Source organism: Agarivorans sp. DSG3-1 (genome assembly GCF_046774965.1).
Classification (GTDB): Bacteria; Pseudomonadota; Gammaproteobacteria; order Enterobacterales; family Celerinatantimonadaceae; genus Agarivorans.
This window is the reverse complement of record NZ_CP177241.1, coordinates 1,079,092-1,103,782: the sequence shown is the minus strand read 5'-3', so window position 1 is coordinate 1,103,782 and position 24,691 is coordinate 1,079,092. Positions and strand designations below refer to the sequence as shown.

Annotated in this window: 18 protein-coding genes and 1 pseudogene; 3 read left to right on the top strand and 16 right to left on the bottom strand. The window is 42.6% G+C overall.

Features of this window, described 5'->3' with window-relative positions; genetic code table 11:
* Positions 1 to 82 precede the first annotated feature (82 nt).
* Positions 83 to 1,975: a PTS mannitol transporter subunit IICBA gene (locus ACLD71_RS05175; RefSeq protein ID WP_137673466.1), complete on the bottom strand. Its 1,893-nt coding sequence runs from the start codon at positions 1,973 to 1,975 to the stop codon at positions 83 to 85.
* Positions 1,976 to 2,469: 494 nt separating this feature from the next.
* Here ACLD71_RS05175 and ACLD71_RS05170 point away from each other — a divergent pair, with 494 nt between their 5' ends.
* On the top strand, positions 2,470 to 3,108 hold the full coding sequence (locus tag ACLD71_RS05170; protein ID WP_411993394.1) for an HAD family hydrolase: 639 nt from the start codon (positions 2,470 to 2,472) through the stop codon (positions 3,106 to 3,108).
* 32 nt (positions 3,109 to 3,140) lie between these two features.
* On the opposite strand, the gene ACLD71_RS05165 is transcribed toward ACLD71_RS05170, so the two are convergent.
* Entirely contained in the window at positions 3,141 to 4,352 is a 1,212-nt protein-coding gene (locus ACLD71_RS05165; protein ID WP_411993392.1) for a winged helix-turn-helix domain-containing protein, read from the bottom strand.
* Between the two features lie 222 nt (positions 4,353 to 4,574).
* Between ACLD71_RS05165 and ACLD71_RS05160 the strand changes: the two genes are divergently transcribed.
* Both ACLD71_RS05160 and ACLD71_RS05155 read left to right on the top strand, forming a co-directional pair.
* Entirely contained in the window at positions 4,575 to 5,405 is an 831-nt protein-coding gene (locus ACLD71_RS05160; protein ID WP_411993390.1) for a mechanosensitive ion channel family protein, read from the top strand.
* A gap of 154 nt (positions 5,406 to 5,559) precedes the next feature.
* Entirely contained in the window at positions 5,560 to 7,080 is a 1,521-nt protein-coding gene (locus ACLD71_RS05155; protein ID WP_411993388.1) for a M14 family zinc carboxypeptidase, read from the top strand.
* A gap of 44 nt (positions 7,081 to 7,124) precedes the next feature.
* Here ACLD71_RS05155 and ACLD71_RS05150 read toward each other — a convergent pair whose 3' ends face one another.
* From ACLD71_RS05150 to ACLD71_RS05085, 14 genes and pseudogenes are all read right to left on the bottom strand, one after another.
* Entirely contained in the window at positions 7,125 to 8,396 is a 1,272-nt protein-coding gene (locus tag ACLD71_RS05150; RefSeq protein ID WP_411993386.1) for a GGDEF domain-containing protein, read from the bottom strand.
* A gap of 156 nt (positions 8,397 to 8,552) precedes the next feature.
* Positions 8,553 to 9,317, bottom strand: coding sequence for an endonuclease (locus ACLD71_RS05145; RefSeq protein WP_411993384.1), 765 nt, complete (start codon positions 9,315 to 9,317; stop codon positions 8,553 to 8,555).
* A 195-nt stretch (positions 9,318 to 9,512) separates the two neighbouring features.
* Positions 9,513 to 9,887 carry a DUF6172 family protein gene (locus tag ACLD71_RS05140; protein WP_137675371.1) on the bottom strand — a complete coding sequence of 125 codons (375 nt, stop codon included), beginning with the start codon at positions 9,885 to 9,887 and terminating at the stop codon, positions 9,513 to 9,515.
* Between the two features lie 293 nt (positions 9,888 to 10,180).
* Entirely contained in the window at positions 10,181 to 13,480 is a 3,300-nt protein-coding gene (locus tag ACLD71_RS05135) for a type I restriction endonuclease subunit R (protein WP_411993382.1), read from the bottom strand.
* Positions 13,481 to 13,489: 9 nt separating this feature from the next.
* The gene (locus tag ACLD71_RS05130; RefSeq protein WP_411993380.1) at positions 13,490 to 14,500 is read right to left on the bottom strand and encodes a virulence RhuM family protein; all 1,011 of its coding nucleotides are present in this window, start codon (positions 14,498 to 14,500) and stop codon (positions 13,490 to 13,492) included.
* Entirely contained in the window at positions 14,493 to 14,636 is a 144-nt protein-coding gene (locus tag ACLD71_RS05125; protein ID WP_411993378.1) for a hypothetical protein, read from the bottom strand. The genes ACLD71_RS05130 and ACLD71_RS05125 overlap by 8 nt, the downstream gene beginning before the upstream one ends.
* A 26-nt stretch (positions 14,637 to 14,662) precedes the next feature.
* Positions 14,663 to 15,769, bottom strand: a complete 1,107-nt coding sequence (locus tag ACLD71_RS05120) for an FRG domain-containing protein (RefSeq protein WP_411993376.1) — start codon at positions 15,767 to 15,769, stop codon at positions 14,663 to 14,665.
* A 5-nt stretch (positions 15,770 to 15,774) separates the two neighbouring features.
* The gene (locus tag ACLD71_RS05115; protein WP_411993374.1) at positions 15,775 to 17,070 is read right to left on the bottom strand and encodes a restriction endonuclease subunit S; all 1,296 of its coding nucleotides are present in this window, start codon (positions 17,068 to 17,070) and stop codon (positions 15,775 to 15,777) included.
* Positions 17,070 to 19,121: a type I restriction-modification system subunit M gene (locus ACLD71_RS05110; RefSeq protein ID WP_411993373.1), complete on the bottom strand. Its 2,052-nt coding sequence runs from the start codon at positions 19,119 to 19,121 to the stop codon at positions 17,070 to 17,072. The genes ACLD71_RS05115 and ACLD71_RS05110 overlap by 1 nt, the downstream gene beginning before the upstream one ends.
* Positions 19,122 to 19,226: 105 nt before the next feature.
* Positions 19,227 to 21,779, bottom strand: a complete 2,553-nt coding sequence (gene mobF / locus ACLD71_RS05105) for a MobF family relaxase (RefSeq protein ID WP_411993371.1) — start codon at positions 21,777 to 21,779, stop codon at positions 19,227 to 19,229.
* A pseudogene (locus tag ACLD71_RS05100) lies at positions 21,766 to 23,058 on the bottom strand (type IV secretion system DNA-binding domain-containing protein). Before ACLD71_RS05100 ends, mobF begins: the two are co-directional and overlap by 14 nt.
* 455 nt (positions 23,059 to 23,513) lie before the next feature.
* On the bottom strand, positions 23,514 to 23,717 hold the full coding sequence (locus ACLD71_RS05095; RefSeq protein ID WP_411993369.1) for a hypothetical protein: 204 nt from the start codon (positions 23,715 to 23,717) through the stop codon (positions 23,514 to 23,516).
* A gap of 253 nt (positions 23,718 to 23,970) precedes the next feature.
* Positions 23,971 to 24,333 (bottom strand): hypothetical protein, encoded by a 363-nt coding sequence (locus ACLD71_RS05090; RefSeq protein WP_411993367.1) that lies wholly within the window; start codon positions 24,331 to 24,333, stop codon positions 23,971 to 23,973.
* A 10-nt stretch (positions 24,334 to 24,343) separates the two neighbouring features.
* On the bottom strand, positions 24,344 to 24,535 hold the full coding sequence (locus ACLD71_RS05085; protein WP_411993365.1) for a helix-turn-helix transcriptional regulator: 192 nt from the start codon (positions 24,533 to 24,535) through the stop codon (positions 24,344 to 24,346).
* Positions 24,536 to 24,691 lie beyond the last annotated feature (156 nt).

Genomic DNA, 24,691 nt, shown 5'->3' with positions numbered 1-24,691 from the left:
TGTCCCGAAAATAGTACTGTAAAACTGAAACAGGAGGCCAAAATTGTTTTTGGCCTCCGTAGGTATTAAGAATGAATGGGGCTTACTTGCCGTTTAGGATTCGAAGCACATCATCCGGGTTTGATGTTGTTTTTAAGCATTCAATTGCTTCTTCGTCGTCCAATGCGTTGGTAATGGCGGTGATAACGTGAATATGTTCATCACCTTGCGCTGCAATACCAATCACCATTTTGGCAATATCGTCTTCGTCTTCACCCCAGCGGATGCCCTCTGGGAACTGACAGAACACGATGCCAGTGGCTTTAACGAATTGTTTTGCTTCAATTGTTCCATGTGGAACAGCAATAGACTCGCCAAGATAGGTAGACACCAGTTCTTCGCGAGCTAACATGCCTGGCACGTAATCGGCCTCCACGTAGCCCAGCTTCACGAGTTGTTCACCAGCAAACTGGATCACATCTTGTTTGGTTTTTGCTTCCATTCCCAAAAAGATGTTTTCTTTTGAAAGCTTAAGCGTTCCTGATTCGCTAGAGCTTGTGTCTGCTGGTGTTTCAGCCTTTTTTGCTGGAGCTGCCTGTGCAGTGCTTAGTTCGCTGACTAAGTTGTCGTAAAGTGCGCTGTCTAAGAAGTTATTCAAAGATATATGCTGTGCTTGAGCCGCATGAGTTCGCGCTCGGTCGGTTAGGTCTTTGTGAGTAATCACAATATCTGCGTCGTTTGGCAGGTTATTAATGGCTAAGTTGGTGACCTCGATATTGAGGTTGGCAGCTTCAACTTTCTTCCGCAGTAAGCTGGCACCCATCGCGCTAGAGCCCATACCGGCATCACACGCTACTATGATTTTGTTAACTAAAGCCATGTCGGCAGTTACCGCTTCACCAGATTGGCCTTTAGAAGATGACTTCATGCCTTGCATTTGGCTAGTCGCTTGCTCAAGTGAATCGTCTTCGCCAGTATCAGCTTGGGTTTTAAGCAGCAGCGAAGCAACAATGAATGACACTGCAGCAGAAGCGATTACCGATAGAATCACGCCTACAAAGCCTGACTTCGGTGTCATTAGTAGTACCGCAAAAATAGACCCTGGTGATGCTGGAGAAATCAGACCTGCGTCAAATACAGTCAGTGTGAATACACCTGTCATACCACCGGCAATAACCGCCAAGATAAGACGTGGATTCATTAACACGTAAGGGAAGTAAATTTCGTGGATGCCACCAAAGAAGTGGATGATAGACGCACCCGCTGCAGACTGCTTAGCGTTACCTTTACCAAACACCATGTAAGCGATAAGTAAGCCAAGACCTGGACCAGGGTTTGCTTCAATCAAGAAGAAGATTGAGCGACCAAACTCTTCTGACTGCTGAATACCCAGTGGCGAGAAGATGCCGTGGTTAATCGCATTATTCAAGAATAGGATTTTGGCTGGCTCTACAAAGATAGAGGCTAGTGGTAACGCACCCGCTTCAACCATGGCGTTAACGCCTGCAGCTAAACCCGCAGACAGCAATTTAACCGCTGGGCCAATCACTAAGTAAGCAAGAATGGCACAAATCATACCGATAATGCCGGCAGAGAAGTTGTTTACCAACATCTCAAAGCCGCTTTTCACTTTACCGTGAACCGCTGCATCAAATTTCTTAATGGCGATACCACCAAGTGGGCCAACAATCATCGCACCCATAAACATTGGAATGTCGGTACCTACAATTACACCCATAGTTGTAATAGCACCCACAACCGCGCCGCGATCGCCGCCAACCATTTTACCGCCGGTATAACCAATCAATAGTGGTAGCAAGTAGGTAATCATTGGGCCAACCATAGAGGCTAGCGTTTCGTTTGGTAGCCAACCGGTTGGGATGAATAGTGCAGTAATAAAACCCCAAGCGATGAAGGCGCCAATGTTCGGCATCACCATGTTGGAGAGGAAGCGTCCAAAGTTTTGTACTTTAATCTTTGCATCTGGGGATAGCATAGAATTGTCCCTTTAATGAATTTGTTTGTCGGTCCTTGAAGGACCGCTGGGTGTCTCTCAAGTTGATGTAAATTTAGCATAAGATTTCATTTTGCCTACTCTTAGTGGGTTTTTGTGATGCAAGTCTCTTTTTGATTGGGTGTAACCAGAATAATTAGTGATTGATGTCACGTCATTTGTGCGTTGGTAACTTACAAGCCAATTTAAGTGACTTTTAAGTAAATATTAAGGTGATGCGTATCACCCTTTTGTGGTGGGTGCCTGGTGGATTTATCGTGACTTATATCTCATAAATTAAATTACAAGCCTAATTTAGGTATTGATTAGTTCATTTATTGAGCTGTTTCGGTTCGTTTATTGAGCCTGGCATGGCTATTTTGTAGTTAAATTACATTTTTGTAGTGTTTTTTCTTTGGCGTTTTAGTATTGGTAATGAAAGGTTCGAGCAATAATGATGCTTTATCGACATTCTTTGGTTGTGGGAGTTTTCACTTATGATTAACGCAGTGTTGTTTGACATGGATGGTTTAATCTTTGATACCGAAAGCATCTATAAAACCAGTTGGAAATATGCCGCTAAAGAGCAAGGCTTAGAGCTGAGCGATGCTTTGTATCAGTATTTTATTGGCGTGCCTGATGCAGCCTGTGAACAAATGTTAGTGCAACACCTTGGTGCTGAACTGGATTTGCCGCGATACCAAGCGATAAGAGATAAGCACTTTCAAGCTTTGTGTGCTGCCGGGGTAACTTACCAACCTGGTTTTACCGAGTTGTTTGGCTATTTACAGCAACGAGCCATTCGTTGTGCTTTGGTGACCTCCTCTGGTGTGGCGGAGGTTAAGCATTATTTTTCCGGCTCTCCCATTTTAGAGCAATTTGAACGCGTGATTACTTCGGAAGATGTGAGTCGTGGCAAGCCTTACCCTGATTGTTATTTGTTGGCTTGTGAAGCCTTGGCATTACCGCCAGCCGAATGCTTGGTATTAGAAGACTCGAATAACGGTATGCAAGCGGCGTTAGACGCAGGTTGCCAGGCGATAATGATTCCAGATATGTTGCAAGCTAATGATGAGGTTAAGCGCCGAGCCAAGCATATTCTCGCGCATTTGGGCGAGGTAATCCCGCTGCTTTAAACGTTGGTGGCTAACTATTGGAAGCCGATAGCTTATTGAATTGTACTAAAGGCGGTTAGTTGGCTGAGTAAGGTCGTATTCAGTTGCTTGGCGTTGGCTTGGCTAATAGATAAGTGCAGAGCAGTACATTGGTTAAAGCGCATAAACATCGCCAGTTCTTTTGTTAACGCTAGGCTAAAGGCGTCGATCTTTTTCAACCAAGGCTCTAATACCAAGTTGAAAATATATAGAGTTTGGCTGCTACGCTCAGCTTTGCAGTCCATTCGCGCTACTAAGCGACCATCCCACAAAATAGGTAAAGAGAAATAGCCGTATTGGCGTTTAGCCTTAGGCACGTAACACTCAATTAAATAGTCAAAATCAAATAGCTTTTGCATACGTTTACGTTGGATTAGCAAGTTGTCGAAGGGAGATAAAATTTTCAATTTGCTGCGTGCTAGCGGTTTGCTCAGTAGGGGGAGTGATGCGGGCAATGCAAAATAGGAATGCCCATTAACGTTAAACCTATCGACTTCGCCGCTATTCAGCATTTCGTTTAAGGTACTCTCTACTGCCTTTTTATTGTTCTTTAGCAAATACACCATTTCAGACGCTTGGCCTAAACCATTGGCGCGTAAGTAAGAGGTGACTAAAAAGCGGCTATGTTCTTCTTGGCTGGGAACAGATGTGTTGATAGTTGTTGGCAGTACTCGTTCGGTAAGCTGATACACCTTATGGAAGTTTTGACGGTAAGGCACCATTAAATCGCCTTGCATGAACAAACACTCCAGCGCTTGTTTAGCCGGTTTACTGGCCCAATCACCGGTTTTTTTACCATGGTGCTCAAAATCTTTGGCCATTAATGGCCCTTCTTCGCTAATGCGCCTTAATATCGCGTCCATCAGTTGAGTGTTTTTGTTATACCAGTGTTTTTGCTGACCGCTGGCAAAGGCATGTTTACGTGGCAAGCTAAAGCGGTAATCACGCATGGGTAAATAAGCCGCCGCATGCGACCAGTATTCAAAGACCTTTTTATCTTTAACCAATCGATCTAGGTGCTCTACTTGATAACGAGGGTTGCGGTTCCACAGAGTGTGATGATGAGCGCGTTGAATCACTGAAATAGTATCTATCTGTACATAAGCGAGTTGCTCAATGGCGGCTAGGCTGGCATCTATTGCGCTGCCGCGAGCTGCTGTTGGCGGCAAGAGCTGAGCGTGCAGTACCAGTTTTCTAGCTTGTTGAAGAGAGAGAGTTTCTGTCATTAAGTATTTTTAATCGCTAGCCATAAAAACCAGCTTACCGCGAGTAGAGAGAGCAAACTAGATCGAGAGCGATTTTTCACATCCCGTTGCGCGCTTCAGTAAATGATTAAGTGACATGCAAAAATTATCCTATCAAGCTAATATTTAACGAGTAAACTTGACTAAGAGCATGATTAATCAGCAAGTCTGCTCACTGTTTGTACTGCCTGCAAGGAATGCTAAATGATTGACCAAGAACTCGCCCAGCTCGAATCGGTATATCAAACTATTGTCGACTTTATGGTGCGCTATAGCTTCCAGCTAGTGGGCGCCATTATTATTGTGCTATTGGGGCTGTGGTTTGCCTCTAAAGTCGCTAAGTGGTTATTCAAAACCTTAGACAGTAAAGGTTTAGACATTACCTTGGCTAACTTTATCGCTAATGTGGTGAAGATATTGCTGATTAGCATGACGGTGATTATTGCCTTGGGTAAACTTGGGGTAAGTATTACGCCATTTGTGGCGGCATTAGGTGCTGTTTCTCTTGGCGCAGGTTTAGCCATTCAAGGTACCTTATCTAACTATGGTGCGGGTTTGGCGATTATTCTTACGCGGCCTTTCGTGCTTAAAAACACTATCACCGTAAAAGGCTACACCGGTATCGTAGAAGAAATTAATTTGGCGACGACGGTGTTGGTGAACGAAGACAACGAACGCGTGACCATTCCTAATCGCCATATTGTTGGGGAAATTCTTAAAAATACTGAGCAAAATAGTTTAGTAGAAGGTGAGGTGGCAGTGGCTTACGGCAGTGACCCCGAGCAAGTCATCGCCTTGATTGAAAGCACCTTGGCGACCATTGCTGAGGTGCAAAGCACACCAGCTACTAAAGTGGGCATTGATGCATTCGCCGATAGCGGCATAAACATTAGTTACCGCTTTTGGGTGCCCACTCCCATATTCCATCAAACAAAATTCTCTGCCAACCTTGCTGTGTTTAAAGCTTTGCAACAAGCTGGCGTGCAAATCCCCTTTCCGCAGCGCGAAATTCGTATGCTGTCTGCCGATGAATAAATGGCTAAGCTACTTACTGCAAAGGAAAAATTACAGTAAATTGATAATTAGTATTATTAATTAATTACTAATTAAACAGCCAAAGCCCTATGATTTATTTTTGACTATGAGTTGAGCTTTATTTGCTCTAGCTCTCACTTATCAAGGATGATCAATGAAATTTAGCTCAATTTGCTTGCTGCCTTTGCTGTTAGGTTTAAGTGCTACTGCCTCAGCCAGGTTTCACTCGGCAGTTCACGACAACCCTTATTGGCGACTCTCAACCTACCAAGACCTGCGCACTCAGCTGCGTTTTATGCCCTACTTCGCACGAGTGCCAGTGCAAACAGGGGCATTGATTATTAAGGATAATAACCAGGGTATTGTGAATATCGACCAAGCGCTACCGACAGATCTTGATATCAATTATCAAGTTTGTGGCGAGCAGGTTGAGCCGCAAAGTATTCGTCAGGCGGTAGTTTGCACGGTAGACGACGGTGGCCGAGGTAATACCAACCCTGAGCATATTGGGTGGTCTACCCAAGGGCGAGAGCTACTAGGCATACGAATGGGCAACCCTAGTGGCAAGCGAGTGATGATTATTACTCAGCAACATGGCAATGAACCCGCCGGTACCGAAGCTGCACTTACTGTTATGCGCTGGTTAAGCGCTGGGTTTGGTTACAGCAGTAGGCGTATTCTTGAGCAGCTTGATATATTGGTTATATTACGGGCGAACCCTGATGGCGGGGAGCCGGATCCGCAGAATTGTAACTTCAACCCTACTCCAGGCACGGTGATTGACGAGAATTGTGCCCTCATTAGACAAAACCTTGATCCGCAAGCCGGTGGTGGATTTGCTGAAAACTCTGAAGCAGGTTTTATTGGCATTGTTGGTCGTGGTTACGATTTAAACCGTTATCACCATGTGAAGCTTGATAAACCGATTCGTCCAGTAGAGAGCCAAGCCATGGTGGCAGCAGCATTGGCGTTTCAACCCCACACGGTGCTGGATTTACACGGAGACCTGCAAAAAACCGATTGCCAGCTAGATTTTAGAACCATTCAGCCCGCGCAAGTACTTGGTGTGTTACCCACTGTTGATTGCTTAAGTGAAGAACACCAGGGCAACTTTCGTTTATTAAGCCCCTTTGCCGATGCTATTCCTGATTCTCAGCAAGAAAAGTTAGTACAAAGCTTGGCGGTGGAAGTGATGCAGCGAGTCGATAGGTTGTTTGTAGGCTCAACTGGCCGTTTTTCTCAGGTACAGTTAGGTGCTGGTAATATAAGTAGCGGTGCTACTGGCAACTATCAATTTATTGGTGCAGCAGCCGGAGGCTGGGAAACGGTTAACTTTACTAAAGATCTTCGCGGGGACGTGGTTGCGTTGGTAGATGGACAAGCGGTGATAGGGGTGAACCCTGGTTTGCCTGAGCCTAGCTTGATCAGCAAACAGATTTGGATAAACCGAATTGCCTTGTTTGAAGCCTTATCAAGCTTGGCGGGTTATGCTCAACATCCGCCACAAGATACTAATGGCTTCTGTGAATATCCCCTCGCCCAAGGTTTACGTGCTAACTTGCCTGCTGAATATTGGGGCTCGCAAGCGACTAACGGCCCTCAGCTTATTCCAATAGACCCGGGCGTTGGTGTACCGCTGTACATCAGTGGTAACTGTCCAGATAATCCTTTATAAAGAATAAAACCTGCTGAGTAATCAGCAGGTTTTCTCTTTCTTAACTACTTAGCTGCAACAACCTTATTACGGCCAGTGTCTTTTGCTGCATACAATGCTTTGTCGGCGCGTTTAATCCATTGTTCAATGAAACCGGAGTTAATCTCTGCTACGCCAAAAGAACTCGTTATACGCGCTTTTTCACTGAGAACTGTGCTTTCTACACTTTTACGCAAATGCTCGGCCAAGGCACATGCGCCTTTTAACCGTGTGTGTGTACATACCACAAGAAATTCTTCACCACCCCAGCGAGCTAAATAGTCGCCCTCGCGAATTTGCTGACGAATTAGGTTAGCAATGTTTACCAGTACTTTGTCGCCCTCATCGTGGCCGTATTGGTCATTCACTCGCTTAAAGTGGTCGATATCGAATAACACAATGCTAGCGGGCATACCTATATCTACATATTCGATCACAATATCACTGAAGATGCTGCTGAGTCCCGCGCGGTTAAAGCAACTAGTGAGTGGATCGGTTTTGGCCATAAACTCGTAGTTGTCGCGCTCAATGCTTAAAAAGCTATTCACTTTATTTAGCTCTAGTGCATGTTTATCAGATTGCTTGTTTTGGGCTTTTACACCGCGCGATACGCTAAAAAATGCCTGAGTAATGCTAATCAACCATACCACCAGTAACGCTATATAGAGGTCTTTAGCTTGTAGCCATTTACCTTCAAGCTCTAAAGAATGTAGTGATAGTTCAATATTCTTAGCCTGCTGGTTATCACCGGTAAGTAAGGTTAAATGTGTTACCCACTGGTTTTCATCACTGCTTGGTTTGTCGCGCTGAGCATACTGCCACCAAGAGGGGATATAAAGCTGGTCAAGGTCAAAACTATAAGTACCGCGCCCTTGTTGGGGTAATAGGCTTTGTTGGTAGAGGTGCAAATATTCAGGCTTTTTTTGCTGTGGGTTATACAGTTGCAGCAACAGGTTATCGGGCGCATTGCCTTGATAAGACAAGTTTATAGCGATGCTTTGATAAGCGCTTAAATCAATACCTTGTTGCTTACCATTTTGCAGATGGAATTGCATACCGCAGGCTTGGGCGCTGTCTTCGGCGGGCGTACTACAAAACAAGGTGGCTTTGTTTTGTTGTTTCAGCAATAGGCCTTTTCCCACGCGACCATCTGCTAGCTGATGTGAGAGCGAAATGGGAGAATCTTCGTGTAGGTTGAAGTTCAGCTGATGTTCCATACCAAAGTATTGCCAAAGGACTAATACCAAAGAGACTAGGAAGAGTAGCGGGTAGTAAACATCTCGTTGCTGTAAATTCATATACCAATTGAAGAGAGTAAGAGTGACTATTTATCCTCTGTTATTATCAATTAATCCTATGTTTTTTAAAGGGCTTTACAGCTCATAACGTATAAATAACCACATTTGGTGAGCGGAATAGAGCATTCAGTCTAATCTATCGTACTTAAGCTTATGTTATTTCATGGCTAAACAGCGCTCATATAAAATGGCATTGCGGTTTTGCTGAATCTTTTCGATGCGCTCTGCTCTTAGGCATTCATGCTGTGTAACCGGGTATTGTTTATCCCAAGCGTGCATTAATTTGCGTTGGCTTTTGCTTAGCGTAAAACGAGAATAGTTGGCGTCCATATACAAATAACTGCGAGCAATTGGTCCGCGAGCAAGCTCTGGTGGTTGCGCTTTACGGCTCTCAATGCGCATATCACAACTGCCGAAACTAGATGCGCTATCGCTTAACATGGTGAAGTTATAGTTAGAACGCGCCGCATTTACCGCACCAATAGCAGGATAAAGGTTATACATGTCTGCCTGCATTAAGCGGTATTCGCTGTTGGCTTTTTCTGCGCAACGGCGGCCTTTATAGCTTTTTCCTTTGCTGTTTACACAGCTTGGGTGCCCTTCTCGCCACTCACTAAAACTACGACCAAAGTTTTCTGCAGGCACGACATGTTCGGTTTCATAGCGAGCCAGTCGATTAAGGTATTTGCTGGTGGAAAAGCCAGCATTTAAGCTAACATTTTTCTTCTCATCAAATGAGGCTTGGCAATACAAGGTGTTACGCATCGAGGGCTCAATATACACCTGCTGCAATAACAAACGCTTGGCGCTGGTGAAAGATTCAATGGTTTGATTTCCATCAGCAAGGGCGAGCGTCGGGAAACAAAGGGTAAGCAGCAATAAACAACGTAGTAGGCTGCTTAGGCTTGTTTTTAAGTACATCTTAATCTTATAAAAACCAAACGAACAGGCGGCAACTGTACAGGCAGTTTATAAACTCAGCTAATCATCAATAACTTAGGGGCTTAGGTTTGAGGGGGCATTGTTGGTGTGGTGTAGCAGGTTGAGCAAAGGCCAATCGTTAGTCGGAATAACTGATTGGCCTTAACTGTTTTCTAAAGACAAATGTAAACGGTGTTACTCTGCGTTTTTGCTTATCTCTTGCTCTGCGTTAGCAATAATATCGTCTAACTCAGCGCCTTCTTCGTCCATTGCTTCTTCAGAAACCGGTCGCTCTGGGCGGTTTGCAGGCTTTGCCATAATCTCTAAGTAGAAAGACGGTAGCTGTTGTTGCTCTGCTTTATCCATAGATGCGTTAATTTGTGAAACATGAATTTCTTCTGCTTCTTCTTGAGTAGGACCGTATTTACAATCAAATGCCCAAAAATCTGCACCAGCAGGCAAAGCTTTGTTCTTCTCGCGGCGAATATACTTTTTAGCATCATACTTAGCGGCTTCAATAATGCGCGCTAAGTTAAGTTTTGGGTGAGTTAGCGGGTAAGTCTTTTTCATAATAATCCTAGAAAACAGTCTAAAGCATAGAACGGACGCACACTGTAATGATTCTAGGCTATAGAGCAAGGATTAATCGAGATTGTTTGCAAAAGCACAGCAAAGCCATAGCCTCAAAGCCTCTTTGAGGCTATGGCTTTGAGGCTATGGCTATGATTAGGTTATTCGAGGTTTTGGATCTGAATGTATTTTTCACTAATAAGTATCTGTTTGTATTGGTATTTATAAATTAAAGATACATTTCTGTCACCATTTTTGTCACCATCTTACGCTCAACGCCAAATTATCGCTACTTAACGTTTAGCTTCGCCTGACTTACCCAGCCCTTTCATAAACATATCAAAGACGATACTTGCTAAACCATCTTTAACGGCATTATCAGAAAGAGCTTTCATTGCCATCGTGTTGTGAGTTTCCATACTTTCGATAATGGCGGTTTGTATGGCTTCAGGGAATTGACCAAGCATAGCTTGTTCTTTGGTGTTGTTCTTCACCTGATCCATCGTAACTTCATCATCCTGCACTTTGCCAAACAGGGTTTGAGCATAACTCAGCATATCATTTTCAGATAAACCATCTTCAATGAACAAATCGTTCATTCGCTCAATGATCTCGTTAAGATACTCAGTTTTAGGATCTTTCGGTGCTGCGCCTGAGCCTTCTTTTGCTGCTGCTAGGTAAGGTTTAGGCTCTTCACCGATTTTATTACCCAGTTGCAAATCCGCTTCACGTTGCTCGTGCAAACGGTAGTGGGTCATTACTACATCAGATAGATCTACATCGTCTTCCACGATATCTAAGCGTAATAGTGGATGAAGGTGTTTAGCGAAGAGGCTGAGCTTCTCTAGCTCATAATCGTCAAAATTGACAATCTGAGAAGTAAACTCATAGTAGCGATAGAAAGAAATTAAATCCTTCTTAAACACTTCCAGAATGTCTCGTGCTTCTTTAGCGTGTTTAACGCTGTTTTCTGCAAACTTAATCTTCTTGTCGTTCTTTTCAATTTTCGCTTTTGATACTTCCGCCTGTGCGGATTGAAGCACCTGAGTGGCTTCTTTATAGCGAACGGTGAAACGATCAACGGCTGGTTTACACAGATTGGCAAGTTTGGCTTGGTTTGCTTGTTTGTTGTTATACGCATCAACAAACGCTTCTACTTCAAACCACTGGTAGATCCCAACTTGATTGAGCTTTTTCATCAAGTCATAAACAATGTTTGGATCGGATACGTCTGCCAGTTCAGCCGTTTGGAAGTAAACCTTAAACTCTGCTAAGATCTCTTCTGGGTCATTCACAAAGTCGAGCACAAATGTCTTGTCTTTGCCCTTACACGTTCGATTTAGTCTTGAGAGGGTCTGAATACACTCCACGCCTTTTAATGGCTTATCGACATACATAGCGACAAGCTTAGGCTGGTCAAACCCTGTCTGGAACTTATTAGCCACTAACATTACCTGATAATCAGCAGTATCAAATGCTTTACGCATATCACGACCACGCAGATTAGGGTTCATATTGTTTTCAGTAAAAGGCTGATCTGGAAAATCTGGGTCATTCACTTCGCCAGAAAACGCCACCATTGCATTAACGTTGTTATAGCCTTTGTCTTGCACGTATTTTTCAAAAGCCAGTTTGTAGCGCACCGCTTCTAAACGGCTACTGGTGACGACCATTGCTTTTGCTTCACCGCCTAGTAAGTGTTTCACTTTTTCGTTGAAGTGCTCAACAATGGTTTCGACTTTTTGAGCAATATTGTAAGGGTGTAAGCTAACCCACTTCGCCATTTTTGAAGCGGCTTTTTTACTGTCTACTTTGTGATCTGAGGCTGGGTTATCGTGTGCCAATTGGTAAGCGACTCGATAACTGGTGTAATTCTGTAATACATCCAGAATAAACCCTTCTTCAATCGCTTGGCGCATTGAATAAACGTGGAATGGTAGTGGTTTGTTTGTGTCGCTTGCTGGCTCATCAAGATCAGGTCTACGACCAAACAGTTCTAATGTTTTTGCTTTTGGTGTTGCGGTAAATGCAAAGTAGCTAATATTGTTTGAGCCTTTACGAGCTTCCAGCGATAAGCGGAGCATATCTTCACTGTCTAGCTCTTCATTCCCGTCTAACTGCTCTGCCATTAACACTTCACGCAATTTACGTGCAGTTGTTCCTGTTTGGCTTGAGTGCGCTTCATCGGCAATAACCGCAAAGCTTCGACCTGAAAGAGTTGAGTCTTTGCGGATCGCTTCTAAAACGTGAGGGAATGTTTGAATGGTTACGATTATGATAGAGGTGCTTGCTTTTAACTCGCCAGCTAATTGGCTAGATTTAGAGCGCCCCCCACCTGAAGAGAGGGCCTCTTCTCGGTTAACACGAGCAATCATTCCTTCATTATGGTCAAACTGATAAATCGTATCTTGTAACTGACTATCAAGCACTGTTCTATCAGTAATCACTATCACTGAGTCAAAGACCTTATCACCGACCTTTTTACCTAGCTCTGGATGGTCACTTTCTATAGACGGAGAAGTGTAATGCTTTGAAGCAAGTTGGTGAGACAACCACGCAATCGAGTTTGATTTACCAGAGCCAGCACTGTGCTGGATAAGATATTTTTGCCCTGTGCCTTCGCTATCAACGGTATTAAGTAGTTTTGAAACGACCGCCCATTGATGATAACGAGGAAAAATCATTGTCTCTTTGACTTTGATTGAACCGTCTAGCTGCTCAACATCTTTTACTTCAAGGTGAATGTATCGACTGAGGATCAGCAGTAGGTTATCTTTTTGAAAAATCTCATTCCAAAGATAAGCCGTTGCATAGCTATCAGAGCCTTCAGCGGGAAAAGAGCCATCTGTTGATAAAGCAGGAACGTCATTGCCCTTACCACCTTCAGAAGTGCCTTGGTCAAACGGCAAAAAGAACGTCTTTTTACCGTCTAAACGAGTGGTCATCGCTACGTTGTATTGGCTCACAGCAAAGTGAACCAATGCACCACGTTTAAAGGTCAATAATGGCTCTGGTTTTTTAGTCTTAGGATCTTTAGGCTGCCTGTCCTTCATATACTGGACTTTGGCATTATCAATCGACTGTTTAAACTCAGATTTAAGCTCACAGGTAGCGACAGGGATACCGTTAACGAATAGGGTTAAATCTAAACGACCATCATAACCATTTGGTGAGTAAATCAGCTCTGGCACAACACGTAGAATATTTTGCTCATAACGTGCCGTTGCCGTTGGGTTCAAATCGTGATCAGGCTTAAAGCTACACGTATCGAACTTCGCACCACGATCACTGAGTCTGTTTCGTAGAACCCATAACGTGCCTTCGCTTTTTAATTCCCTCTCTAATAATTTGAGAAGTGCATTAGTCGTAGCGGTAGGGTTACGATCTGTTTCTGGGAAGTGCTGCGCTAATTTATCCCACTGTTCAGGCTGTGTTGTCTTAGCAAACGCAATCACATCTTCAGGGTAAAGTGCCAACTCTTTGTTGTATTTGTTCGACTCACCTAGCAACCAGCCTTGAGACTGCATTTGATCAAGAATGTCGTTTTGAAATTGTGACTCTCGTGTCATCGCTTCTTGAGATTTATTGCTCATTTAACACCCTTAACCCTTTTTATTTTCTAAGCTTTTTATCGCCTGAGCTAAATCTTTGTCAACCTGAGTGGGCCTTGCATCAATGACTCGGCGGAACTTATCGTATTCAGCTTTGGCTTTTTGTTTCATTTGTTCTGACGATATTTTTCCTGCGTGAGTTAAAATATCAAAATCACTGAGCTTCAAGAAATCATCTAACTTTGCAGCCCAATCAGCCATCTTCATTAACTTACCTTGTCTTGCTTGCAGCTCGGCAAACTCAAGATAGGATGTCACCAAGCGGTTTAATGTATCTAGCTCTTGTTCAGAAAGGTAATTTTTGGCTGTGACTACTTCTTTTCTGGTTGGCTCTTTACCTTTGTAGCTGGTTAACCCCATATGGGGCTTATCGCCATCTACTCGTTTAAATACCAACTCAGCAGCAGTATGTCCATGAGTAGCCCAGTGCATTTTATTTTGCACTTTGGCGAAAAACTGCATACTGGTTTGAGCTTTGCCATCGTAATCAATACTCGTGGCATAAATATCACAGACCTTTTGCCAGAATAGTTTTTCCGATGAGCGTATATCACGTATACGGTTAAGTAATTCATCAAAATACTGGCTATTTCCAGGTTCTTTTAGACGCTCATCATCCATCACAAAACCTTTGGTTAAATAAGTCTTGAGTGTGTTGGTTGCCCACTGTCGAAACTGTGTGCCTTGCGCCGAGCGAACACGATAACCTATAGCTAGAATGGCATCTAAATTGTAATGGACTACATCTCTGGATACTTGCCGAGAACCTTCCTGCTGAACTATCCGGAAATTCCGGATAGTTAGATTTTGTTCAAGTTCACCTTCACTATAAATATTAACTAAATGCTCATTAATCGTTCGAACATTCTTTTGATACAGTTCCGCAATCTGGTTTTGATTGAGCCATAGGTTATCGGCTTCAAAGCGACATTCAACTTGTGTATTACCTTCAGCACTTTGAAAGAGGATAAATTGCCCTTGAGGTGGTGTTAGTTCAGGCATTTTCTGAATCCTCTAAGTTAGAGTTAATGTATTTGTTCGACTCACCTAGCAACCAGCCTTGAGACTGCATTTGGTCAAGAATGTCGTTTTGGAACTGTGCTTCTCTGGTAATAGCATCTTGTGCTGTGTTCATCATTTTCTTAAACCATTTCCGTTTGGCAACTATGATTTTTTTAGTTGCTCATAGCAGTAACTAACAACTTCTTTCATCAGTTCTGGCTCAGATAGTAATAGAGTTGCTTCTTCATCGTGTGTTTGCATCGTTTCGATAACGGCTTCATTTACATTATCGTCCATCAAATCGCTTTGCAGAAAAGCTTCTCTCGAATTATTTCTTATGCTTTCCAACAGGTCATCGTTTCTAGTTAAGCTGTTTACGATAAGTTTTATGTATTTGGGATTGTTAACTATAAAGTTATTTTGAGCTGAGTTTACATAGGTTCTTGGTGCTTTCTTTAGGAACTTAGCAACATTATCTATCTCTGGGAAAAGAGTTGCTTCTGATATGGCTAGATACTCCAAAGATGCAAGAAGCTGATCTTTGTTTTTACAAGGTATGGTTATATTGTATTTTTTTAGTGTGAATTCGCTTGGGATTTTTGCTGGTGTGTTTTTTTTGAATTCACTGCCCATTGCAAACAAAAGGAAAGCTCCACTTTGCTTTATGAGCCTTTTGTTGTCCTGCTTTGGTTGCACACAAACTACCCGACTCAAATCCTTCTTATCGATTACATCTAAGAAATAAGGTTTTTCATTTTTTATGATGTGAATGAATTTACCTCTATCGGCATCGTTATCTATATTAAATTCATTGTTTATCTGGGCTAAATTGCTGATGACGGAAACGGTGTCGCTGTTATAGAATTTTATTTCGTTGTTCGGTATTTGATAAACCAGAACCTCCCCATTATGACCTTCTTCTACAAACTCAGAGCATGCGAAATATAGAGCGACCAAAGGGTTAGTTGTAATATCTAACAAACGTGTTGGTAAGCTATAATGTTGCATCTTCACTAAATAATCAAAGGTCGAAATCGAACCTTTGAACTCATCTGGGCATTGCATAATCATATTATGAAAAAGCTGTGACTCTTTATCTATATATTTTGCTGGGGTGCTACTTTTAGGTATATCTCTAAACACCGCTGGCAATGCTGGAAAGCTATCTTTTGCATGCCCTCTAAAAAAAAGAGTGTGATCCTTTTTTCTCGGTATTTTCGATATTTTTTCAATAAAGCCCGCTAGGTCATCAGTTATATTATTTTCCATTAAGCCTAACTCCAACCACACACATCAATCTTGCCTGTTACTGCGGCAGAGATAAGAGCTGTTTTGCGTTCTTTTAAAAGAGTAATTCCAATGCCTGCTTTTGCTTCAAGCTGGGAAAACTTATTCATTTCAACGGATAAATATTGGATTATGGATAATTGTTCTTCCATTGGTGGCACTGGTATCAAGCCATTAGACAAGTACTCGTGTTCAATGCTTTCAACCGTAGCTCCTTCTTTTGACCACTCTAGAAGAAGTGCTTTTTCGTTTCCAGCTATAAAATGCAAAGCAAACTCTACATCCATTTTTAGATTGAACTTCAGAGCCTTCATATCTTGATTTAAAGTAATGATTACATCATTTATCGCTACTGGAATAGTTCGTTGCAAGATGCCTGAACGAACAACCATTAGTAATGCCCCTGAGTCCACATAGTTGGTGGAAGACTCCATTACTGCTGTATCAGTAATATAATCACTTGTTTGAGTAACTCTCTGTGACTTCATATCTTTCGGTGAAACCCAAGGGACAGTACCATTTGTCCAATAACTCAAGTTGTCTTTGGTTGGAGTACCACCACCAGAAAAACTACAAAGATGTTTTAACGGGGTAATATCCCAATGCTCAGGCACTTTCCCCAACCACTCCACACCAGAATCTTTCATTGGTGCATTTGGGTTAAGCCCTTTGGTCACTGCGTGAGAAATCACCGCTTGGCGCTTTTCTTTTAACAGCTCAATCAGCTTTTCTTGCTTGGTGATTAAGGTGTCGATCTTGGCGGTTTCGTTATCGAGAAAGTTGGCGATTTTTTGTTGTTCTTCGTAAGTAGGCAACCTAAGAGCAATATCATTCATTGCAGATTGGTTAAGTTTATCTCTTGTGCTACCAGTAATATAAAGATGGTAATCAACACAATTTAAAGCGTATGCAAGAAATTGTGCTTTTACCTTATCTTTTCTAGGGCGCAAAACGTGTACGTGGTTGTTTGGCCATACCTTACCTTGCACAAAAAATGCAACATTTCTGGTAGCATCAAAAAAAGGAGCACCATCTTCACCTAGAAGAATTAGGTCTTCATCAAGAATATAGTTGTTTACGTAATCAACTATGCTGTTTGCTCCCCAGTAAGGGATCGAACCTTGCATTTCACCTCGTTCTGAGCCATTGAGAGGTATTCGTTTACCATCTAAGCAATAAGATAAATATCTGACTTTACTTGTTTTCCAATGAGATGGAATACATCCTAACTCAGTTGTATTTGACTCTTTATATTCAGGATATGCTTTATAACGACCTGTCATTATGAATGCACCTCTTGAAGTAGCTGCATAATCTCAGCCGATACTGCATCTAAATCAGCATCAATCGCTTCAAGTGCTCTTGGTGGTTCATAAACGTAGAAGTGGCGGTTAAATGGGATTTCGTAACCCACAACACCGACTTCGCCATCAAGTTCATCGGTCTTTTTGGTATCAATCCACGCATCAGGAACGTGCGGTAGAACTTCACGAGCAAAGTAATCATCAACGGTTTCGGTTAATGGCACGTTTTCGTTATCACGTAAATCTGGATTTGCTTCAATCTTACCTTTTGCCTTACACACTTCAGCTTCATCATCGTGCTCACCTAAATGCTTAATGATCAATTTCTGCTGGGCTGCGGTTAGCTTTATGTTGTTTGTTTTAGCGATAAACGTTTTTAGGAACGCATCACGAGAGAACAGCTTTTCTTCAGTGAATGAAGCTAGGGCTTCTAAAACCGTTTCTTGAACTGACTCACCTAATTTACTCCACGCTTTATCAGCTTGTAGTGCTTCAAGACGTAGTTCATCTTTCGGGAAAATCGCTAGTTTAAGAGGGCGTTCAACAGTAATTCTGCGGTAGCCAAACTCTTGATAATCAAAAATCTTACTAAACTCATTTTCAGCAAACTGACCGTATGTTTTTACAATCGTATCAATCGCAGCTGGGGTGAGTTCTTTACGCTTACTACCTAATGATTTACGCATTGCTGCATAGAATACATTCTCATCATTACCTTCCACTTCACCGCCACCGCTGCGACCACGCCCACCTGTTTTAGCTCGTTCTTTTGATGCATTGATAAGTTGAACTTTGCCTTTGCGGTTAGCTGGCTTGTGAGAAGATAAAACCCACACATAAGTTGCAATGCCCGTGTTGTAGAACATATCGGTAGGCAGAGCCACAATGGCTTCAAGTAGGTCATTTTCAAGAATGTAGCGTCTAATTTCACTTTCACCGCTACCAGCACCACCTGTAAAGAGTGGCGAGCCATTTAAAATAATACCGATACGTGAACCACCTTCGTGTTGAGGGCGCATCTTGCTCACAAGGTGCATTAAGAACAGTAACGAACCGTCAGAAACTCGTGGTAAACCTGCACCAAAACGACCTTCAAAGCCTTTGTCGTTATGTTCGTCATTGACGAACTTTTGGATCTTCTTCCAATCCACACCAAACGGAGGGTTAGATAGCATATAGTCAAACTTATCGGTGCGGAGTTGGTCATTAGACAGGGTATTACCTAACTTAATGTTATCGACCTTTTGCCCTTTGATAAGCATATCGGCTTTACAGATTGCGTATGACTCAGGGTTGAGCTCTTGACCAAAGGCAGACAGAGAAGCTTTGTCATTGAGCTTTAGAACATATTCCATAGCAGATGATAAGAAGCCACCTGTACCAGCTGTAGGATCGTAAATAGAACGAACTAAGCCAGAACTGGTTAGCTCTTCTTCATTGGCGAATAGTAGTGATGTTGTTAGTTCAACAATGTCCCTTGGGGTGAAGTGTTCTCCTGCTGTTTCATTGGAGCTTTCGGCAAAGCGTCTAATCAGTTCTTCAAACACTAACCCCATACCGTAGTTATCAATGGTATTTGGATGGAGATCTTCTTTCCTAAAGTGTTTTACCACATTGTAGAGCAGATCCGCTTCTTCTAATTTGTCGATGGTGTTGAAGAAATCAAAGTGCTCAAAAATCTCACGAGCATTAGGACTAAACGATTGAATGTAGCTCTCTAGGTTACTCGCCACACCTGTTTCACCAAGACGGTTTAAATCCATTTTTGAGGTGTTGTAAAAGCTTAACTGCGCCGCATGCGTTAGTAGCTTATCTTGTGCCTCAATTGGCATTACCTTTACTGCTTCATATTTTGTGAGAACGTCTGGTTTTGTTGCTTCAAGCACACATTCTAAGCGTCTTAGCAGAGTGAATGGGAGAATGATACGTCCGTATTGCGACTGCTTGAAGTCACCACGTAGAAGGTCAGCCACCGACCATAAAAACGCTGCTACTGAAGAATGGTTGTTGTTAGTCGTATCTTGGGACATAGGAAATCAGCACTTATGAGAAAAATTTGTGCTGATTATATCATCAACTATGTCATTAGATTTTTGTATATGCTCATGTTGTGCGATTTTACATCGAATACAACCCTAAATTATTTGAGATATATGCTGATTGACCTCTGATTGCTGCTGCATCCCCTTTTCTAAATGTTCAACCGCCAAAGACGCATGACGATCTTGTTTCATTAACTGAGCCAATGCGGCTTGTCTTAGCTCGTTATTGGGCTCAATGCCATCTTCATACGATCTCGCTCGCTCATTTATTTCTGCTGCATTAACATAAACGTGAGATTCATCTTTGTGGCGACTGAGGGCAACATAGGTTTCTCGTTGCGCCATGCGGCCTGAATAGAGAGTAAATGTATTGCCATCAACGGTTGTGCCCTGTGAGCTAAAGATTGTTAATGCGTAAGCGTGGCATAAATTGACACCAATTTCGTCACAATATTCTGATGCTAAAAATGAAATGCTTCGCTCATCATCTAGCAATACAGACAAGCGCACATCGCCATCTACTTGAGCTATTGAAGTAATGGTTCCCAGTGTGCCATTGGAGACCTGTAAACGTTTGTATTCATTACGGCAAAACTTGACCCTATCACCTTCGGAATAGTCATACTCAAAGCGTTTGTCGGCTACGCTACATGTTAGCTTGGTACTCTCTTTGCTAACCTTGCCTTCTTTGATGTGGATATCTCGTATCGCCTTGCTGAGCTGTTTGACGTCTTCCCATTCACGAGCAATAACCAACGATTGCTTCTCTGGATGCGATTTTTGATAGCGATGCCAATCGTTAATGAGTGTTTGTATCGCGTCGTCATTACTTTTCGCCCAGTGCAAGCAGTTATGTTGCTGTAGGGTATGCAAAGCCTGCTCTGAACGCTTATCTCGCAGATCAACAACGGTTTGCTTTGCCCACATTTCTCGCTGGCGACGGATTGTTTCGATACGCTGTGTACCAAGAATTTCAGGCCGCGATAAAAAGCGCAAAGCACCTCCACGATTTATCGCATCTAACTGCTTATCTTCTCCTGTGAGAATGACCTTGCAACCTGAAGTGTTTGCTTCGAAAAGTAGTAGTTGCAAGTCTGTACTGGGTAATAAGCCTGCTTCATCGACAACTAGCACATCAACCTTATTAAGGGGGCGCTTATTCGTGTTAATTGCTGTAACCAAGGACGCAACCGTTTGAGATTGAATTCCCGTTTCTTGACTTAGGTTATCAGCTGCCTTTTTAGCAATGCAGGCTCCTTTGATCGTTAGGTTTTGCTTTTCGTAAGCAATCTTTGCCGCAAGCATTAAGGTTGTTTTCCCAGCTCCTGCGCTGCCTTGAGTGATTGATAAGTCACCCGAACAAAGCGTGTATTGAATGGCTTCTTTTTGCTCTTCGTCAAAAGAAAAGCCCAGTTGCTTTTCAGCCGTTATAACTGCGTTGGTAACTTGCTCCACACGGATAGGCTTTGTGTGCCGTTTAGCTAGTATTTGGGCGTCATTAAGCATTAAGCTCTCGCATGAAAGCACATCTTCAGTGGTGAATAGCCGTGAGAAGGCGTTCTTCGGCCTTAACGGTATCAAGCCTTCTTCTAGCATTAAACGTGACAACTCTTCGGCTTGTATGGCATTCATACCGCTGTGTGATGCTTGCACGGCGACAGCTTTGAACAGCTCTTGCTCTGTGAAAACTGCTTTTTGTTCTGTGAGATCTGATAAGGCTAGATCTTGATCTAATTCAGCTGGAATCATTGCTTTTTCAGGGCTAGTTAGGGTTTCAATGTAAGCCTCTGATAGGCCATGGCTCTGTAGCTCATTCTTCCAACGCTGTAATAACGGAACCCGATCAACATTTTTCTTGGCCTTTCTTGTTAGGGTTTTAAAGCTAGCACCTTGCTTACTTGAGCTACTTTTTATCCCCGCTTTTTTTAGTTCATTCTCAATCTCTTTGGCTCGGCTAGAGTAGGTATCACACACCTGTTTCGATACCCCCTTTATGTGAAAAGAATCACCATCAGCTTCAATGCTAAAACCGAGTTTTTGCATCTGAAATGAGAGCTCTGCTCGATACATAGCACCTGAGGCCATTTTCCAGTGGTAAAGGCTGTCTGAAGCCACAGAGCCCCATGTATCATCGAGGCGAGGGGCCACATTTAGAACTAATAGGTGTGTATGTAGCTGTGGGTCTTCGTTTCTATTAGAGCAATGCTCAAAACAAGCAAAGACAAGCCCAGATGTTCGCTCATAAAGCGCAGACTTTTTACCTCTGCGCGTTAATGCAACTTGGTTTTCCATAAAACTAATGGTTTTTTGCACCGCTGCTTCTTTAGCTTTCTCAATCTTATTTTTCAGCTGAGGTGAAGCGCTAGCCCATACAAGGCTTACACTCTTAGGCGCACTGAGAGTGCAGTCCCATGCTGCTCGACGATTATCTTTGCCTGCATTCTGAACCAATGGCTCACCTGAAGGAGAGTATCCAGTCATCAACATTTGGTAATCGTTATCATTGATGGTTTGATGCTGTAAGCCAAAAATTCGAGAACCAAGCCCTGCCCAAGTGCCTTTAGGCTCCCCATGCCCAGAGTAATAATCTTCTTTTGCCAAATCAGCATAATAGGCGATGTTGTTTACTGGACTAATTGACATCATGGCTGGTGTTCCTTTTGTTTAATCGATTAATTGGGCTTTTATTGATGGCTTGTGTTTCTTGTTTTCGTTCTGCATCGATTAACCATTTAGCCGGTATTTTCTTTCTAGAACGCCTGATGTCTTTGAACAAAGGCCATCGCAGTTTGTAAACCGATTCCCAGCCAGGTATTTGTATATACCCTTCAACTCCTCTTCGTGTGGGCTGGCTTAGCTGTATCAAATCGGACGTTGTGACTAGTGGTTTATCAAGCCTTGTGCCGATGTGTTTAGGGTGTTCGTAATTAGGGATCTCTGCTTCGTATTGACCAAAAATATTGGCGGTGTCTTTGGCATCATTACCCGCGGCCCCCATGCGAAAAGCGATAACGTTAGATAGTAAATTTAGAATGGTGTTAGTTTCATCTTTTCCATAAATATCATATAGCTGAGAGATGGACTGAGTACAAAGTACCGAGCGAGCACCGTTAGCCCGTGCTAACTCCAACCATTTAGAAATACTAGGGTTGCGCGGAAGGTTGGCGAACTCATCAATAAACAACCACGTTTTTCTTTTTGATGAGATACTTCTACTTAAATAATGCTTAGTCATGAATGAAATAATGGCATTGCATATAGGCTCACCAAGGGTTTGAAACTGGCTATCGGCTTGAATAATGATGACGCGCTTAGCGCTATCTGATGTAATCCATTGGCTAAGGCTAAACTCATTCTTAAGTTGTTTAGGCCACGCTTTTGCTAGATCTTCCACCCAGCTTAACTTACTCATAATGTGAACATAAAAACTCTGTGTGGTTTTTGAGCTAGGCTCAAGTAGGCTATTGGCTAAAGGGTAATGCTTAACAAATATGGCACGTGCTTTTTCAGGGCTAAATGTGAGTTGTTTGTATAGGTCAGTCCAACCCCATTGGCTTTCTTGCTCGTTGATCAATCTCATCAGCATACTGACAAGAATAATTCGAGCACCTTGATCCCATAGAGGATCGGCACTCGTGGAGTTTGGGATTAGACATTGTGCGAAAAGTTCGGCGTCCTGCTTGCTTTTTATGTCATCAGAGATATTCCATTTAGCCCCTCGCTTGTCCCAAGGCGCTATCAATACACTTGATTCTTTGCGATAAAAGCTCCCTGTGTATTAACCTCCTTTCGCATCGTAGATAACGGCGTTATCGCCGCGCTCAATGGCCTGCTTAACGAGAGGTTTAAAGACGGTCGATTTACCTGAGCCAGTTGTCCCAAGTATGAGAAAGTTATTCTGTTCTCGCGCCATCGAAATTTTCATTTTAGGATGAACCTTGACCCCGTCAGCCGTTAAACTATTGCCTTTCAAGTCATGCTTATGCTTCGATTGACCGTGCTTGATGGCTTTCTTTCCCAAGTAAAACTTGGGGCCACTCACGTGAGTTAATTGCTTAGGCGATACTCTATTTTTAAAGCAGAACGCTACAAATAACACTGACAAGAAAAGTGACACGAAATATGGAATAAATATAAATTGAAGGGTTATCTCTGCCACCTTATTTTGAGAGAACCACTCCGGCAAAGCGCTGAGCTCTATTGACGTAAAAGAGCTTTTCAAGGTAAACATAAACTCCAAAAATATAGAAAGTAAGGCCATAAGATTGAGCTTTGTTGATACGCTCCAATAGGTGCTAATCATCACGGTAGCTACCAGAATAGAGAGCGCCATATTGGCTAATGAAAAGGTAACCGCTTGGTAGATGCGAGATGCTGGTTTCATCGTTTTGTCTCCCGCTTAAGGTTCGAGAGGTAATGTTTTTTTGCTTGCAAGCGCTGCTGGTCATTAAGCCCAGCGATTGATGCAACCATCTCAAACACTCGTTTTTCTAGGCGTCTTTCGAGTAAATCTATCTTTATATTGGTATCTTGTTGGTTGAGACGGTCGTCTACCACAGAGCGAATAAAGGCGGAATTATTCATGTTTTTTTCTTCCGCCGCTTGCGTAACTCGGTTATATTGGTGTCTTGTAACACGCAAGGTTATTGTCTTTTCAGTGTTCGATTTTGGCTTTAAGCGAGTCATATTGCGTCTTCTTCGTGTGTTCAATGTAAACGCTCTGAATTTGCTGGTTTTTTTAGCATAAAACCTAACGAACGTATTCAGAGGTGAATACACGCTAACCCCTTGTACTGATTGGTTTTAGCGTGAGTTTTAGGTTTGACCTAAAGCTGACTTAGCAGCGTTCAGGTCTGAGTCTTTCCATTTGCAGTAAAGCCCAGCAAAGAACTACCCATTTGATACGAGTAGTTGTTGTAATACCTCTTGCTAAGTTCGCTTTTTTTCCTGAAATTACTCGAGCGTAATTTGGGTTTTTTCCTTCAAGCTGATGGTTTTCACTTTGAATACCATCCGCCCTATCTAGTATTTTAAGTGTCTCCTCTGTACCAAAGTCGTTTGCTACTTCTACAGGGGAACGTCCGTGGAATATTCCTATCTTTAAGTACGCAATATATGCCTTGTACCTAGTGTCTGAATCTTCGAACATTCTTTCAGTTGTATGCTCTAGTTCTTTTTGGATTTCAGTTAGTTTTTTCATCTATTTTTCCTTATTGATTGTTTAACCAGTTCTGAATGTCGCTTGTGCGCCATCCAACAATTCTTGGACCTAGTGCTATCGGTTCAGGTACGACACCTGCTTTTCTCCAGCGCCATAATGTTGAATGACTGATGCTTAAGGCTTCCGATAATTCATTTGATCGGATAAAAAGCCTTGTTCTTTTCTGAGTGTCTATTTCCAATATCCTGTCCTCTAGACTTTTGAGTTGCCTTAATCTTCTTTACCGACGGTTTTTGAAAAAGTGGGAAAGTTGATGAAAGTTTTTTAATCGTCTTGCCCTTACATTAAGGGAGGTGTCATCCACCCTACTTACCCTTATCGATGGTTCTCAACAAAG